Source organism: Hypericibacter terrae, from assembly GCF_008728855.1.
In the GTDB taxonomy this organism is placed as follows: domain Bacteria; phylum Pseudomonadota; class Alphaproteobacteria; order Dongiales; family Dongiaceae; genus Hypericibacter; species Hypericibacter terrae.
In genome coordinates, this window is sequence record NZ_CP042906.1 from 1,426,658 (window position 1) to 1,442,376 (window position 15,719).

Annotated in this window: 14 protein-coding genes, 1 tRNA gene and 1 pseudogene; 9 read left to right on the forward strand and 7 right to left on the reverse strand. The window is 65.4% G+C overall.

Features of this window, described 5'->3' with window-relative positions:
• Positions 1-242: 242 nt before the first annotated feature.
• Together FRZ44_RS06525 and FRZ44_RS06530 are read right to left on the reverse strand one after the other, a co-directional pair.
• A tRNA-Pro gene (locus FRZ44_RS06525) sits at positions 243-319 on the reverse strand.
• Positions 320-423: 104 nt separating this feature from the next.
• Entirely contained in the window at positions 424-1,446 is a 1,023-nt protein-coding gene (locus tag FRZ44_RS06530) for a polyprenyl synthetase family protein (protein WP_151176421.1), read from the reverse strand.
• A 266-nt stretch (positions 1,447-1,712) separates the two neighbouring features.
• Between FRZ44_RS06530 and FRZ44_RS06535 the strand changes: the two genes are divergently transcribed.
• From FRZ44_RS06535 to FRZ44_RS06565, 7 genes are all read left to right on the forward strand, one after another.
• The gene (locus FRZ44_RS06535) at positions 1,713-1,925 is read left to right on the forward strand and encodes a putative signal transducing protein (RefSeq protein ID WP_151176422.1); all 213 of its coding nucleotides are present in this window, start codon (positions 1,713-1,715) and stop codon (positions 1,923-1,925) included.
• Positions 1,922-2,698 (forward strand): tRNA1(Val) (adenine(37)-N6)-methyltransferase, encoded by a 777-nt coding sequence (locus FRZ44_RS06540; protein ID WP_151176423.1) that lies wholly within the window; start codon positions 1,922-1,924, stop codon positions 2,696-2,698. The genes FRZ44_RS06535 and FRZ44_RS06540 overlap by 4 nt, the downstream gene beginning before the upstream one ends.
• A 189-nt stretch (positions 2,699-2,887) precedes the next feature.
• Positions 2,888-3,175: a twin-arginine translocase TatA/TatE family subunit gene (locus FRZ44_RS06545; protein WP_151176424.1), complete on the forward strand. Its 288-nt coding sequence runs from the start codon at positions 2,888-2,890 to the stop codon at positions 3,173-3,175.
• Between the two features lie 122 nt (positions 3,176-3,297).
• Positions 3,298-4,182 carry a glycine--tRNA ligase subunit alpha gene (locus FRZ44_RS06550; RefSeq protein WP_151176425.1) on the forward strand — a complete coding sequence of 295 codons (885 nt, stop codon included), beginning with the start codon at positions 3,298-3,300 and terminating at the stop codon, positions 4,180-4,182.
• A 216-nt stretch (positions 4,183-4,398) separates the two neighbouring features.
• On the forward strand, positions 4,399-6,486 hold the full coding sequence (gene glyS / locus FRZ44_RS06555) for a glycine--tRNA ligase subunit beta (protein ID WP_151176426.1): 2,088 nt from the start codon (positions 4,399-4,401) through the stop codon (positions 6,484-6,486).
• A 5-nt stretch (positions 6,487-6,491) separates the two neighbouring features.
• Entirely contained in the window at positions 6,492-9,212 is a 2,721-nt protein-coding gene (ppdK, locus tag FRZ44_RS06560) for a pyruvate, phosphate dikinase (protein ID WP_151176427.1), read from the forward strand.
• A 267-nt stretch (positions 9,213-9,479) separates the two neighbouring features.
• The gene (locus FRZ44_RS06565) at positions 9,480-10,595 is read left to right on the forward strand and encodes an ABC transporter substrate-binding protein (RefSeq protein WP_191908449.1); all 1,116 of its coding nucleotides are present in this window, start codon (positions 9,480-9,482) and stop codon (positions 10,593-10,595) included.
• 131 nt (positions 10,596-10,726) lie between these two features.
• Here FRZ44_RS06565 and FRZ44_RS06570 read toward each other — a convergent pair whose 3' ends face one another.
• From FRZ44_RS06570 to FRZ44_RS27670, 3 genes and pseudogenes are all read right to left on the reverse strand, one after another.
• Entirely contained in the window at positions 10,727-11,071 is a 345-nt protein-coding gene (locus tag FRZ44_RS06570; protein WP_151176429.1) for a P-II family nitrogen regulator, read from the reverse strand.
• Positions 11,072-11,086: 15 nt separating this feature from the next.
• Positions 11,087-11,869: an ammonium transporter gene (locus FRZ44_RS27665; protein ID WP_456077624.1), complete on the reverse strand. Its 783-nt coding sequence runs from the start codon at positions 11,867-11,869 to the stop codon at positions 11,087-11,089.
• A gap of 32 nt (positions 11,870-11,901) precedes the next feature.
• Positions 11,902-12,267: pseudogene (locus FRZ44_RS27670) on the reverse strand (ammonia channel protein); the annotation flags it as partial.
• On the opposite strand from FRZ44_RS27670, the gene FRZ44_RS27260 reads away from it, so the two are divergent.
• Both FRZ44_RS27260 and FRZ44_RS06580 read left to right on the forward strand, forming a co-directional pair.
• A complete protein-coding gene (locus FRZ44_RS27260) occupies positions 12,242-12,607 on the forward strand; it encodes a hypothetical protein (RefSeq protein WP_225308743.1) in 366 nt (121 codons plus the stop codon). The pseudogene FRZ44_RS27670 and the gene FRZ44_RS27260 overlap by 26 nt on opposite strands.
• A 146-nt stretch (positions 12,608-12,753) precedes the next feature.
• Complete coding sequence (locus tag FRZ44_RS06580) at positions 12,754-13,866, forward strand: hypothetical protein (RefSeq protein WP_151176430.1); 1,113 nt, start codon at positions 12,754-12,756, stop codon at positions 13,864-13,866.
• Positions 13,867-13,967: 101 nt separating this feature from the next.
• Here the strand turns inward: FRZ44_RS06580 and FRZ44_RS06585 are convergent, their stop codons facing one another.
• Positions 13,968-14,549: a glycosyl hydrolase 108 family protein gene (locus FRZ44_RS06585; RefSeq protein ID WP_151176431.1), complete on the reverse strand. Its 582-nt coding sequence runs from the start codon at positions 14,547-14,549 to the stop codon at positions 13,968-13,970.
• 240 nt (positions 14,550-14,789) lie between these two features.
• Positions 14,790-15,677, reverse strand: a complete 888-nt coding sequence (locus FRZ44_RS06590; RefSeq protein WP_191908450.1) for an SMP-30/gluconolactonase/LRE family protein — start codon at positions 15,675-15,677, stop codon at positions 14,790-14,792.
• Between the last annotated feature and the right edge of the window lie 42 nt (positions 15,678-15,719).

Consider the following 15,719-nt stretch of genomic DNA (forward strand, 5'->3'; position numbering starts at 1 on the left):
GCGCAATCCAGCTGTCGCTTTGGCGAAGCCCGGACTGTGCAGAGGTGCCGTCTCGACATCCGGGGCGCCCTCGTACCCTCGCCGTCCTCGACGCTGTGCACCCCTTATTTTGGCTTTCAGAATAGAGCCGAGTGGGGCTCGAAAGAGGCGCATGGTGTTATCCATGCGTTACCCCGTGACGGGTTTTGGGACCGGTCAGCTCAATAACGGCTTGGATTTACGTGCAGATATTCATCGGGAAATGGTCGGAGTGAGAGGATTCGAACCTCCGGCCCCTGCGTCCCGAACACAGTGCTCTACCAGGCTGAGCTACACTCCGATGGGCGGGGCGGGTTATAGCCGCTGGGCGGCCGGCCCGCAAGGGTCGGAAAAGCGATTTCGCCGCCAGGGGTTAGGTATCGGCGGTCGGTGCCGGTGGGCGGCCTAGTAGGCCCGTTCGATGCAGAAATCGACCACCTCGAGCAGCGCGTGCTTCTCCTCGCAATCGGGGAAGATGCCGAGCGCGTCGCGGGCGATGGCGCCGTAATGGGCCGCGCGGGCGACCGTGTCGCGCAGCGCGCCATGGCGCTCCATGAGCTCGATCCCGTGGGCCAGATCGCTCTCGTCCTGCTTGAGTTCCTCCAGCGTGCGCCGCCAGAAGGCGCGCTCCTCGGTGCCGCCGCGCCGGTAAGCCAGCACCACCGGCAGCGTGATCTTGCCCTCGCGGAAATCGTCGCCAACCGTCTTGCCCAGCTCCGACTGCCGCGCCGAATAATCGAGCATGTCGTCGATCAGCTGGAAGGCGATGCCGAGATTGAGGCCGTAGCTTTCGAGCGCCTCCTCCTCGACCTTGGGCCGGTCCGCCACCACCGCGCCGACGCGGCAGGCGGCCGCGAACAGGGCCGCCGTCTTGCAGCGGATGACCTCGAGATAGGCCTGCTCGCTGGTTTCGGTGTCGTTGCTGGTGACGAGCTGCAGCACCTCGCCTTCGGCGATCACGGCCGAGGCGGAAGAGAGGATGTCGAGCACCTTGAGCGAGCCGTCGGCCACCATGAGCTGGAAGGCGCGGCTGAAGAGGAAGTCGCCCACCAGCACCGAGGCCTTGTTGCCCCAGACCGCGTTGGCGGTGGCAAGCCCGCGCCGCAGATCGCTGTCGTCGACCACGTCGTCATGGAGCAGGGTCGCGGTGTGGATGAATTCAACGGTCGCGGCCAGCGCCTTGTGGCGGTCGCCGCGATAATTGCAGAGCCGCGCCGCGGTCAGGGTGAGGAGGGGGCGCAGCCGCTTGCCGCCGGCGGCGATGATGTGGCCGGCCAGCTGCGGGATCAGTGCCACCGGACTCTGCATATGGCGCAGGATCAGGGCGTTGACGGCGGTCAGGTCGTCGCCCGTCAGCCGCTGCAGCGCCTCGAGCGAGGGCTTGCGCGACTTGCTGCGCTCCTCATCCAGATTGACGACGATCGCCATGATTGCCTTCCCGTGCGGACCCCCGACCGTTGCCGGCCGAACCCCACGCACCCCCGTCTGATGACACAACCGGGGCCTCGCGGGCCGGCCTTCCGGACCGGTCGCGCTTGACCCTCGAACCCCGCAGGGCGAGCATAGGGGGGGTATAGCCCGGGTCAAGGCGCGTTGCCAGCGGGCGCGATGACGCAAAGACCCGGTCCTCACTGACATTTCCAGGCGAATCCGGAGGTTTCCGGGCCTCGACAGCGGAGAAGGGGCACCCCTTTTTGCGGGAACTCACGCGCAGCAACGATCCGGTCTGGCTGAGCTGGCTCACGAGCCTGCTGGCCGATGCCGGCATCCCGTCCCATCTGCTCGATACCCATATGAGCCTGCTCGAAGGCTCGATCGCGGCCATTCCCCGACGCGTGATGGTGGCGGATGAGGATTTCGACGAAGCCCGACGCCTGATGGAAGCCGGCAAGGACGCCGTCTCATGACGACGGCGAAGCCCGAGGACGCTGTCGCCCCCAACCCGGAGGGCCTGCGCGAGGACCGGATCCTGGGCGGACGGGTACGGCTGCTGCAGCCGGTCGAGGGCTATCGCGTCGCGATCGATCCGGTGTTTCTCGCGGCCTCCGTGCCGGCGATGCCGACGGACCTGGTGCTGGAGCTGGGCGCGGGTGTCGGTGCGGCGGCGCTTTGTCTCGCGACGCGCGAGCCCAGCCTGCGCGTGATGGGCATCGAGATCGACCGCGAGGCGGCACGGATCGCCATGCGCAATGTCGATCTCAACGGCATGAAGGGCCGCGTCGATATCATGGTGGGCGATCTGCTGCGGCTGCCGCCGCGCCTGGCCCCGGCCACCTTCCATCATGTGATGATGAACCCGCCCTTCATGCCGGCGGGAGCGGCGACGCCGTCTCCGCAGGCCGACAAGGCGCGCTCGAATGTCGAGGGCGAGGCCCAGCTCGCCGACTGGCTGCGCGTCGCCCATACCATGCTGCGGCCCAAAGCCAACCTGGTGCTGATCCACCGTGCCGACCGGCTCGAGGAGATCCTGGCGGCGCTGCAGGGCCGCTTCGGCGAGATCGTGCTGTTTCCGCTCTGGCCGGGCGGCAACCGGCCGGCGGCCCGCGTGCTGGTCCGGGCCCGCAAGGGCATCCAGACGCCGACCCGGCTGGCGCCCGGCCTGGTGCTGCATGAGCCCGACGGGCGCTACACCGCAGCGGCCGAGGCGGTGCTGCGCGACGGGGCGGGGCTGATTCTGTAGACCCACTTCATCTCCTCCCCCGACTCACGGGGGAGGATTAAGGAGGGGGCTGCTCGGTGGCAGGCAACGCGCGTTTCCCCTCCCTGACCCTCCCCCTTTCCGGGGGAGGGGACAGACACACCAGACACTCCCCGGGGCATCCGGCCCCCCGGTCTTGACCCCCGGCCCCCCGGCCTTTAAACCCCGACCATGTTCTCCATGCCGGGCCTGCCCAAGATTCTGGTCCTTGTCGCCATCATCGTGGTGATCTGGCAGGCCTTCAAAATCATCGGACGGGTCCAGAAGGCGCGAATCGCGGAGGCCCAGGCGCGGGTGCGCGAGGCCAAGGCCCAGGCCCGAAACCCCCGCCAGACTCGGACCCAGGCCGCCACCAGCCGAACCGGTGTCGCGGAGACTCGGGAATGCCCGGTTTGCGGCGCTTATGTCGCACAAGGCAGCGGCGCCTGCGGCAAGCCCCGCTGCCCGTTTGGCTCCTGAAATCAATCTGTTCGACCGCCCTTACGGTTAACCAACCGTAACCGGCTGGCTTGACCCTGCCCGGGGGCACCGGTAGCTTTTGCACCGCACAAAAACGTTTTCCCTCCAAGGATTCGCCCGCCTTGCCTGAGCGGCCACCCGCCAATCCCGAGACCTGCTTCCAGCGGCTCATCTTGAAGCTGCAGGACTATTGGGCACGTCAGGGCTGCCTGATCCTGCAGCCCTACGACATGGAGGTGGGGGCGGGCACCTTTCATTGGGCGACCACCCTGCGCGCGCTCGGGCCCAAGCCCTGGAGCGCCGCCTATGTCCAGCCCTCGCGCCGTCCCAAGGACGGGCGCTATGGCGATAACCCCAACCGGCTGCAGCATTATTATCAGTTCCAGGTGATCCTGAAGCCGTCGCCGCCCGAGAGCCAGGCGCTCTATCTGGGCAGTTTGGCCGCACTTGGCATCGATCCCCTCGCCCACGACATCCGTTTCGTTGAGGACGACTGGGAAAGCCCGACCCTGGGTGCCTGGGGCCTGGGCTGGGAAGTCTGGCTCGACGGGATGGAAGTCAGCCAGTTCACCTATTTCCAGCAGGTGGGCGGGATCGAGTGCGACCCCGTCTCGACCGAGCTGACCTACGGGCTCGAACGCCTCGCCATGTATGTGCAGGGCGTGGAGAGCATCTACGACCTCGACTGGAATGGCGCCGGCGTCCGCTATGAGGACGTCTACCGGCGGGCGGAGCGCGAATTCTCCGCCTTCAATTTCGAGCACGCGACGGTGTCGGCGCTCTTCAGCCATTTCCAGGATGCCGAGAAGGAGTGCAACGCGCTGCTGGCGCTCCCCCAGCCGCTCGCGTTGCCCGCCTACGATCAATGCATGAAGGCGAGCCACCTCTTCAATCTGCTCGATGCCCGCGGGGTCATCTCGGTGACCGAGCGGCAGGCCTATATCGCGCGCGTCCGCGCGCTGGCCAAGGGCTGCTGCGAGGCCTGGCTTGCCGGAGAAGAAGGATAGGATTTGATGCGCCGTGCTCCCCGAATTCAAACCGTAACGACGACCGCCGCCGCTGCCGCCAGCGACGCCGAGCCTTCCAAAAGCGAGGGTGCGCGCAAGGAATCGCGCGCGCCCGACGCCAATGCCTGTGCCCAACGCTCGCGCCACGCGCTGCGATGTCTCCTGCGGATCGTGCCCACCGGGCGTCGTTCCGGATCGGGGGAGACCCTCTGAACCATGGCCGAGCTGCTTCTCGAGCTGTTCTCCGAAGAGATCCCCGCGCGCATGCAGGCGCGCGCGGCCGAGGAGCTGAAGCGGCTCGTCACCGAGAAGCTCAAGGCCGCCGGCCTCGCCTTCGCCAAGGCCGAGAGCTATGTCACGCCGCGCCGCCTGGCGCTGGGCGTGCATGACCTGCCGACCCAGCAGCCCGATATCAGCGAAGAGAAGAAGGGCCCGCGCGTCGGCTCGCCCGACCAGGCCGTCCAGGGATTCCTGAAGTCCGCGGGCCTCGCCAGCCTCGATCAGTGCGAGCAGCGCGACACCGGCAAAGGCATCTTCTGGTTCGCCGTCTCGAAGAAGACCGGTGGGCCCACCGCCGCGATGCTCCCCGCCTTGCTGTCGGAAGCTGTCGCGGCCCTCTCCTGGCCCAAATCGATGCGCTTCGCCAGCCAGAGCTTCCGCTGGGTGCGGCCGCTCCATGCCATCACCGCGATGTTCGACGGCAAGCCGCTCAAGGGCAGATTCGACCTGGGCGGCGCGGTGCTGAATTTCGGCGACGAGAGCCGCGGCCATCGCTTCCTGTCGCCGGGCGCCTTCCCGGTCGACGCGATGGCGGACTACAAGCACCGCCTCAAGGAACATTACGTCATCCTCGACCCGTCAGAGCGCCGCGCCGAGATCCTGCGCCAGGCCGAGGCGAAGGCCGGCGAGGTCCAGTTGAAGCTCCGCCATGACGAAGGCCTGCTCGACGAGGTGACGGGGCTGGTCGAATGGCCGGTCGTGCTGATGGGCCGCATCGACGAGGCCTTCATGAGCCTGCCGCCGGAGGTGCTGACCGGCTCGATGCGGGCGCACCAGAAATATTTCGCGGTGACCGAAGGCAGCGGCAAGCTGGCGCCGCGCTTCCTCGTCGTCTCCAACATGGAGACGAAGGACAAGGGTGCGGCCATCGTCGCCGGCAACGAGCGCGTGCTGCGCGCGCGGCTCTCGGACGCGCAGTTCTTCTGGGATCAGGACCGGAAGGTCCGGCTCGAGGAGCGGCTGCCGGCGCTGAAGGATATCGTGTTCCACGCCAAACTCGGCACCGTCGCCGAGAAGATGGCGCGGGTGAAGACGCTGGCGCTCGAGCTGGCGAAATCGATCCCCGGCGCCGATCCCGCGAAGGTGGCGCGCGCCGCCGAGCTCGCCAAGGCCGATCTGGTCACCGGCATGGTCGGCGAGTTTCCGGAACTCCAGGGCGTGATGGGCCGTTATTACGCGCTGGCGCAGGGCGAGGCGCCCGAGGTGGCGCATGCCATCGCCGAGCACTATTCGCCGCTCGGCCCCAACGATGCCTGTCCGACGGCGCCCGTCTCGGTCGCGGTGGCGCTCGCCGACAAGATCGACATTCTCGTGGGCTTCTTCGCGATCGACGAGAAGCCGACGGGCTCGAAGGATCCTTTCGCGCTGCGCCGTGCGGCGTTGGGTGCCATCCGCCTTATCATCGAGAACAAGCTCAGAATTTCTTTGCGGGCAGCCTTCAAGAAAGCGAATTCCCAACTGGACTATCAGCAAGCCGGTAGCACTGGGAAATTTGATTCCGAGGAGTTGCTTACATTCTTCGCTGACCGTCTCAAGGTCGCGCTGAAAGAGAAGGGTGCGCGGCATGACCTGATCGCCGCAGTGTTTGCGCTGGGCGGCGACGACGATCTGGTGCGCCTGTTGGCGCGGGTCGAAGCCCTGGCCAAGTTCCTTGCGACCGAGGACGGTGCGCATCTGCTGACGGCGCAGAAGCGCGCAGCCAACATCCTGCGCATCGAGGAGAAGAAGGACGGCAAGTCCTATGAGGGGGGGGCCGATCCGGAGCTCTTCAAGGAGGCGGCGGAGAAGGCTCTGGGACAGGCCCTCGGGGCCGCGGCCGATCGCGCCCAGCAGGCTGTGGCAAAAGAGGATTTTACGGGAGCGATGGCCGCCATGTCGTCGTTACGCAGTCCTGTGGACGCTTTTTTTGACACGGTGACGGTCAATGATGCGAATCCGGATTTGCGGGCGAATCGGCTAAGATTGCTGTCGCGGATCCGCGCGACCCTGGGGCTGGTTGCGGATTTCTCCAAGATCGAAGGCTGAGAACCATGGCGCAGGCGAAAGTGGCGAAGGGCAAGCAACCCCAATCCGAAAACGCCAAATGGGTCTATCGCTTCGGCGCCGGCAAGGCCGAGGGTCGCGCCGAGATGCGCAACCTGCTGGGCGGCAAGGGCGCCAATCTGGCCGAGATGTCGAGCCTGGGCTTGCCGGTGCCGCCGGGCTTCACCATCACCACCGAGGTCTGCACTTATTATTATGCCAACGGCCAGAGCTATCCGGCCGGGCTCGAGAAGGATGTCGAAGAGGCGCTTGCCGGCATCGAGGCCATGGTCGGCGCCAAATTCGGCGACGAGACCAACCCGCTGCTGGTGTCGGTGCGCTCCGGTGCCCGCGTCTCGATGCCGGGCATGATGGACACGGTCCTCAATCTCGGCCTCAACGACACCACCGTCGAAAGCCTCGCGAAGCATGTCGGCGACGCGCGCTTTGCCTATGACAGCTATCGCCGCTTCATCCAGATGTTCGGCAATGTGGTGCTGGGCGTCGAGCATCATCATTTCGAAGAGATCATCGAGCTCGAGAAGGAGGATCGCGGCCTCTCGCTCGATACCGAGCTGATGCCAGAAGCCCTGCAGAAGATCATCGCGGGCTACAAGGCCAAGGTCCAGTCCGAGACCGGCAAGCCCTTCCCGCAGGATCCCAAGGCCCAGCTCTGGGCCGCGATCGGCGCGGTCTTCGGCAGCTGGCATACGCAGCGCGCCGTCACCTATCGCCGCCTGCATTCGATCCCCGAGGATTGGGGCACGGCCGTCAACATCCAGGCCATGGTGTTCGGCAATATGGGCGAGGACTGCGCCACCGGCGTCGCCTTCACCCGCAATCCCTCCACCGGCGAGAACGCCTTCTATGGCGAGTATCTCGTCAATGCGCAGGGCGAGGATGTCGTGGCCGGCATCCGCACGCCGCAGCATCTGACGATCGCGGGCAAGAAGGCCAATCGCTCGACCCTGCCGGCGATGGAAGAGGTGATGCCGAAGCTGTTCGCCGAGCTCGACCAGGTGCGCCACAAGCTCGAGGCGCATTACCGCGACATGCAGGACATCGAGTTCACGGTCCAGCGCGGCAAGCTCTATATGCTGCAGACCCGCAGCGGCAAGCGTACGGCGGCGGCGGCGCTCAAGGTCGCGGTCGACATGGTCAAGGAAGGGGTCATCGACCAGAACGAGGCGATCCGGCGCATCGATCCGGCTTCGCTCGACCAGCTCCTCCATCCGATGCTCGATCCCAAGGCCCCGCGCAAGGTGATCTCGCGCGGACTGCCGGCTTCGCCGGGGGCTGCGGGCGGCCATGCCGTGTTCACGGCCGACGAGGCCGAGGACCGCGCCTCCAAGGGCGACAAGGTGATCCTGGTCCGGGCCGAGACCAGCCCGGAGGACATCCATGGCATGCATGCGGCCGTCGGCATCCTGACCACCCGTGGCGGCATGACCAGCCATGCGGCGGTGGTGGCGCGCGGCATGGGCCGGCCTTGCGTCTCCGGCGCCGGCGATCTGCGGATCGACGCCCATGCCCGCACCATGAAGGTGCGCGACGTGGTGGTGCGCGACGGCGACATGATCACCATCGACGGCGGCACCGGCGAGGTGATGCTGGGCGAGGTGCCCACGATCCAGCCCGAGCTCTCCGGCGATTTCGCGACGCTGATGGGCTGGGCGGATTCGATCCGCAAGCTCAAGGTGCGCACCAATGCCGAGACGCCGCTCGACGCGCGCACCGCGCGGCGCTTCGGGGCGGAAGGCATCGGCCTCTGCCGCACCGAGCATATGTTCTTCGACGGCACCCGTATCGTCGCCATGCGCGAGATGATCCTGGCCGACGACGAGGCCGGAAGGCGCAAGGCGCTGGCGCGCATCCTGCCGATGCAGCGGGCCGATTTCGTCGAGCTGTTCCAGATCATGAAGGGCTTGCCGGTGACGATCCGCCTGCTGGATCCGCCGCTGCACGAGTTCCTGCCCCACACCGATGCCGAGATGGCCGAGGTCGCCGCGGCGGCCGGCATCGAGCTCGAAGGGGTTCGTCACCGCGCGGCGATGCTGCAGGAATCGAACCCGATGCTGGGCCATCGCGGCTGCCGGCTCGGCATCACCTTCCCCGAGATCTACGAGATGCAGGCGCGCGCCATCTTCGAGGCGGCGGCGCAGGTGAAGAAGGAGACGGGCGAGACCGCGGAACCGGAAGTCATGATTCCGCTGGTCGCCATGCCCAGGGAGTTCGAGGTCCTGAAGGAGATGGTCGATCGCGTCGCGGCCGAGGTGGCCAAGGCGAGCGGCGTCACCACCGCCTATTCGGTCGGCACCATGATCGAGCTGCCGCGTGCGGCCCTGCTCGCGGGCGAGATCGCCCAGTCGGCGCAGTTCTTCAGCTTCGGCACCAACGACCTGACCCAGACCACCTACGGCCTCTCGCGCGACGACGCCGCGCGCTTCCTGCAGATCTACGAGCGCAAGGGGCTGCTGCCGCAGGATCCCTTCGTCACCATCGACCCGCATGGCGTGGGTGAGCTGGTCCGGATCGCGACCGAGCGCGGCCGCAAGACCCGCCCCGACCTCAAGCTCGGCATCTGCGGCGAGCATGGCGGCGATCCCGCCTCGATCCGCTTCTGCGCCGAGGTGGGGCTGGACTACGTCTCCTGCTCGCCCTACCGCGTGCCGATCGCCCGCCTGGCGGCGGCGCAGGCGGCCCTTACCGGCATCACCCGCGACGTCTGAACCGCCTGAACCGGTCGCGGGCGGGGAGCCCGGTTTGCAGCGTCCAGCCCCTGCGGCCGGCGATGATGGGCCGCGCGGTGCCACGGGCCGTTCCCGCGCAGCCGGCATTTCCAGGCGAAGATGAACGGCGCCCGCCGAAGCGTCTGTTCAAGCCGGCACAAAAGACGATAGGATTCTGCGCTCAGGTCGGATCCGGGCATGGGCGGCGCTCCCGCATCGGACCGGCGACAACAAGAATCAAAAAGCCGTCATAGGGAGGAGTTCGTCATGGAGAAGAACGAATTGCGGGACCGGCTGGCTGCGGGCCGTCTGACGCGCCGGCAGTTTGCACGCGCCGCGGCCGCGGCCGGCGTGGGCTTGGTGACGCTGCCGCTGCTGGCGCGCCACGGCGCCGCCGATACCGGGCAGATCGAATACTACACCTGGGCCACCTACGAAGATCCGAATCTGCACAAGGCCTTCACGGCCAAATATGGGCATGAACCCAACCATTCCACCTTCGGCGAGGAGGAGGAGGCGCTGCAGAAGATGCGCTCGGGCTATCACCCCGACGTCACGCATCCTTGCAGCTATTCGGTTCCGCGTTGGTACGAGGCCGGAATCATCAAGCCCATCGACACTTCGCGCCTCTCGCATTATGGCGACATCTTCCCCGAGCTGAAGACGATCAAGGGGACCACCAAGGACGGCAAGGCGCTGTTCGTGCCGTTCGACTGGGGCAACTCGTCGGTGCTTTACCGCACCGATCTCGTCGACAGCAATACCGACTCCTGGATGCTGCTGTTCGACGAGAAATACAAGGGCCGGCTCGCCACCTACGATTCCGTCGACGGCGCGGTGTCCTCGGCGGCGCTGGTACTGGGTTTCAAGAACATCGGCACCCTCGACGACGGGCAGCTCGCCAAGGTGAGGGACCTGATGATCAAGCAGAAGCCGCTGCTGCGCTACTACTGGACCGACCAGACCTCGGTCGAGCAGGGCCTGGCGTCCGGCGAGCTGGTTGCCGCCTATGCCTGGAACGCCTCGGTGGTTGCGCTCAAGAAGCAGGGTGTGCCGGTTGCCTATATGAACCCCAAGGAAGGCATCCTGACCTGGGTCTGCGGCATGGCCCTGGTCAAAGACGCCCCCGGTGACGAGCAGGCAGCCTACGATTTCATCGATGCCATGATCGATCCGCAGAGCGGCCAATACCTGATCGACAACGACGGCTATGGTCACTCGAACCGGAAATCCTTCGATCTCGTGAAGCCCGAACGGCTCGCCGAGCTCGGCCTCAGGGATCCGGTGGCGCTGTTCAAGCAAGGCGTCTTCTTCGAGGAGACGCCGACCGCCTTCAAGGAAAAATACATCTCGATGTTCGAGGCGGTGAAGGCCGGCCTCTGACGGCGGTGCATCGACTGTCCCTCTCCCGCTTTCGGGAGAGGGACAGGGAGAGGGCTGATGGACCGAGCAGCCCCCTCCTTGATCCTCCCCCGCAAAGCGAGGGAGGAGACAACAAATAGGAAAGACGCTCCCTACAGCGCCGCGACGTCGGCGTCGATCTTGCCGCTCTTGATCTGCACCGTCTGGGCCAGGTCGAGGACATAGATCCGGCCGTCGCCGATGCTCCCCGTGGTGGCCGCATCCCGAAGCGCCTTCACGGCCCGGTCGGCGAGCGCGTCCGAGACCGCGAATTCGATCTTGGTCTTGGGCAGGAAGCCGACATTGAATTCGGCGGCGCGATAGAACTCGGTATGTTCCTCGCTGTCTCCGAACCGGCGCACCTCGCTGGCGGTGAAGGCCGCGATGTCGAGCCCGACCAGCGCGTCCCGGACGTCCTCCAGCCGATGCGGCTGGATGATGGCGATGACATATTTCATGGTCCGCAGCCCCCCTCACATCTCGTAGGCGCGCTGGCCGTGCAGCGAAATATCCAGGCCGACCGTCTCGGTCTTCGCGTCGACGCGCAAGCCGATCGTCTTGCCGATCGCGAACAGAATGACCCAGGTGACGACCGCGCAATAGCCGATGGTAGCGGCCGCGCCCCAGAGCTGCTTCAGCAGCTGATCGACATTGCCTTCGACCAGGCCCGGCGTCCCGCCGATCGCGGCGGTGGCGAAGACGCCGGTGAGGATGGCACCGACGATCCCGCCGATGCCGTGAATGCCGAAGGCATCCAGCGAATCGTCATATTTGAGCCGGCGCTTGAGCCCGTTCGCCCCCCAATAGCAGGCGGCTCCGGCGGTCAGTCCGATCGCGAGGCCGCTGGCGGAGCCGACATAGCCGGCCGCGGGCGTGATCGCCACCAGCCCGCCCACCGCGCCCGAGATCAAGCCGAGGCCGCTGGGCTTGCCGCGCAGGATCCACTCGACGACCATCCAGGACAAAGCGGCACCGGCGGCGGCGATCTGCGTGACCGCCATCGCCATGCCGGCGCGTCCGTCGGCGGCGAGCGCCGAGCCCGCATTGAAGCCGAACCAGCCGACCCAGAGCAGGGCGGCGCCGACGACCGACAGCGCCAGGCTGTGCGGCGGAAAATGCTCGCTGCCGTAGCGCAGGCGCTTGCCGATGACGATCGCCGCCACGAGACCCGCGACGCCGGCATTGATATGGACCACGGTGCCGCCGGCATAGTCGAGCACGCCCTCGGTCGCAGGAAGCCGCCGCCCCAGACCCAATGGCAGATCGGCGCGTAGACCAGCAGCACCCAGAGCGCATTGAAGACGAGCATGGCGGAGAACTTCATGCGGTCGGCATAGGCGCCGGTGATCAGCGCCGGCGCGATCACGGCGAAGGCCATCTGGAAGGTCATGAAGACCGATTCCGGGATCGTGCCCACGGTCGAGCCGACCTCCATGCCGTCGAGGAAGAGCGCGCCGAACCCGCCGATGAAGGCGTTGCCGGGGCTGAAGGCGAGGCTGTAGCCGGCCATCATCCAGACGATGGAGGTGAGCGCGCAGGTCGCGAAACATTGCACGAAGGTGGCGAGCACGTTCTTCTTGCGCACCAGCCCGCCATAGAACAGCACGAGGCCGGGCACGGTCATCAGGATGACCAGCGCGGTCGAGGTCAGCATCCAGGCTGTGTTGCCCGTGTCGATGGCGCCACCCTGGGCCCAGGCGCGCGGCGCGATCAGCAGAAGGGCTGCAAAAGCCAAAGCAACGACCTTGGTGCTCCGCCCGAACGGAGCACGTCTGAAGGCAAGCCACCTCATGACAATCCCCCCACTTGCGAAGCTCGATCATCCGATCGGACGATTGGCCGTTTGGCTCGATCATGTCGTCGTGAACCGGTATTGGCAAGTCCAGGCCATGCGTCAGCGCGGTTGCGCATCGAAGGCAAGGATCGGTCAGATTGACGACGGCGAGGCCGCCACGGCCCATTGCACCCGGTGCTGCGGCAGGGCTGGCGCCTAAGGAGAATGAAGGGGAGGAGGGTAGGCCGCGAGCAGGGGCGGCCATTCTTCCGTCTCGTTTGGCCCGAAACATCGGGGCCAACGATCCGCCTCGCCTTGACGATGCCACAATCATAGGCTGTATAATAAGCAACCTATGGTGGTGTCATGCGTAATTGGAAAATCGCGAAGGATATTGTTCGCTGTCAACGGCTCTGTGCCATGGCCATCGTTCTCCTTGCTCTAACGGTCGTTGCCGGTAGGGTCGCCGCCCAGGATGCCGGAGCCTCGCATCCAACCCTCGGCACCATCCCACTCTTCCAGCCGCCTCCCTGGGTCGATGAACGGGACGACATCGTGGGCCTTCGGCAATGGCTGCCCGATGGACGGCTCGCCATTGCAGGGAACACGGCACCGCGAGAGAACGGCTATCTCCGGATCATCGACCCGAGAACTAAAGTTGAGGAAGACTATTATCTGGTAGGGGGAGATGGCGTCGGACCGATGGGTCGGACCGAGCCTTCCGTGGTCGTTGTTGGTGATGCCATTTTCTTGTTGAACGACGGTGGAGATCTGGTGCGCGCGTCCAAGCAGCAGCAGTTGATGGCGCGTATCGACCTCGGCTTTTACACGGAGATATACGCCGACGCGGCCTCTGGCGCCATTCTCAATGACGGCAACTCCGTGCTCGTCTCCTGGTGGGAGTCGGTGCCTTCTAAAAGGGGATATTGCGGGGACGGCGCGGTGGTCGCGCGCCTGTCCCCGGAGGGAAAAATTCTTTGGCGTTGGCGGGATCGACAAGGTGGAGACAATTTTCCGAACGATATGGTCGTCCTGAAGACCGGCACCATCATCGTTCTGATCGAAGGCCACTCGACCGAGTTCATGGGCAGCATGTGGGAAGCCGCCTGCGGACATGACTACGAATATCTCGTTGCCCTGTCGCCGGACGGCCGGGAGATTGCGCGCCGGAGCATCCCAAGAGGTACTTGGCTTCAGAAGCTCGGACTCGGAGGGGGCGGTGACGAGGTGATCGCTGCCGGAGGTTATATCTACAAGTATGTAGATAAAGTCGCACGAATTCGCGTCGAAGGGAGTTCCTTGAAATTCGATTGGACGCCTCTGTCCCAGATCGTGCCGATTCACCCGGGTGATGACGTTGCCGTCACGCTACTTGAAGGAGGTGGCCTCACCTTGGAGATAGGTTCTCGTCCGATCCGTGTTCGTACTGATGACATGGGCAGGATCATAGAGATCAAGGATCTGAATCTGGCCCCTTAGACGCCGTGACGCTCTCAACGTAATCGATAGGTAATCTGTTTCGACCCAACACAGGCTGGCAATCGAATAAGACGCCCGGTGTAGCAACCGCCATCGCCGTATCAGTCATACCAACCTTCCGGTGGATGATTAGGCGGTCGAAATCGCTCGATGCGAGGCAGAAGCCCGGGGAATTTGCCGTAGTTCGGCTGCTTCTCTGCATAAGCTCGACGACGATCAACCAATGCGTCTTGCAGGGCGGTTTTGAAGCCGTGATCGACGAGCCAGTTGATGCGCTCAATGCCTTGCGGGCCCACGCGCTTGCTAGGTAAATCCGTCAGCGGTGCATGGTGTTCGTCATAGAGGCTTTGACGACGCATCACATCGTCGATGGCGCCATAGACGAAATCGCGGACAGAGCCGGGTTTTGTATTGATGAACATATCGAAGATATGACGAGCGACGTCGTAGTCTTTGATGCGATTGAGCTGATAGTCGTCATAAGAAGTATCCTGAAGCAGCTTTCTGGCCTGTCCGACTGTGAGATCGCGGACATTTTCGGGGATTCCTGTAACGTTGAGGCCGCCGTTCTTGGCCTGCCAGCCATCGAGCGTTCGTTGTGTAACCCCATAGTTGGTGGCGCCGCCCGAATCGTAGAGATTGTCTGAGAAGCCACCTTCAAGGCTCAAGATTTCGTCGAGCATCTTTTGAGCCCTCGGTCGTACGGTGCGCCCGCGGATAGGCCATGGGGACTGATAAGTTGCTGTGTTTTCTGCGACAGGCGAGGCCTGAGCGAGCTGCTGCTGCTTTTCACGGTGGAGCGCATCGCCGATCTGGTCGGCGAGATGTTTCAGGCCGTCGGTACATCTCGCGATCTCTCTAACCCTATATAGATTGGCTCTGTCAGCGCGCGGCCGATCGCCCGGCGCTCGCCAAATGCCTGCTTACCGCTCCGCCGGCTTGAACAGCGGCTCCGGCAATCCGGGCGTCGTCACCTCACGCGCGAAGAGCGCGCCGCCGAGATCTTGCGCGGGCTTATCCGCGGTATGGCCGGTGGTGACATAGAGCGTCCGCAGGGCCGGTCCGCCGAGGCAACAGCTCGTCACATTGGGGACGGGGAGCGCGAGTTCCTCCTGGAGCTTCCCGTCCGCGCCGAAGCGCGCCACCTTGCCGCCGCCATAGAGCGCGCACCAGATCTGGCCTTGGCTGTCGACCGTGAGGCCGTCGGGAAAGCCGTCCTCGGGCGCGAAGCGATGGAACTCCTCGGCTTCGCCGAGCATTCCGGTGGCCGGATCCAGCGCATAGGCCAGTATGCGGCCGCCCATGCTGTCGCTGAAATAGAGGCGGTCGCCCTTCGGGCTGAAGGTCGGGCCGTTCGAGACAACGAAGCCGCTGTCGCCGATGCGCCAGTCGCCGGCCGAGTGGGCGCAATAGAAGATGCCGCGCGGCAGCTTCTCCCTGGCGTCGAGCGTGCCGACCCAATAGCGCCCCTGCCGGTCGACCTTGGCGTCGTTATAGCCGATGGCGGGGCGGCCCTGGTTGGGGTCGCCGAAGAGGGCGAGCTCGCCGGTCCGCTGATCGAAGCGATAGACGCCGTTCTCGAGCGCCAGCAGGAAGAGCCCGTCGGCGCAGAACGCGACCGAGCCGATCGAGTCATGGCCGGCAATGATCCAGTCGCGCTGCTGGCCCGAGGCGGGGTCGCGGCGATGGAGGGTCGGCCCGTAGAAATCGATCCAATAGAGCGCCTGCTCCCCAGGATGCCACAGCGCGCTCTCGCCCAGCTTGTCGCGGGTCTGCGAGACGATCTGCCATTCCGACGCGGGCGCTGTCATCGCGGGCGGTTCCTTTCCTGGCGGCGCTTGAGTTCCCGGCCG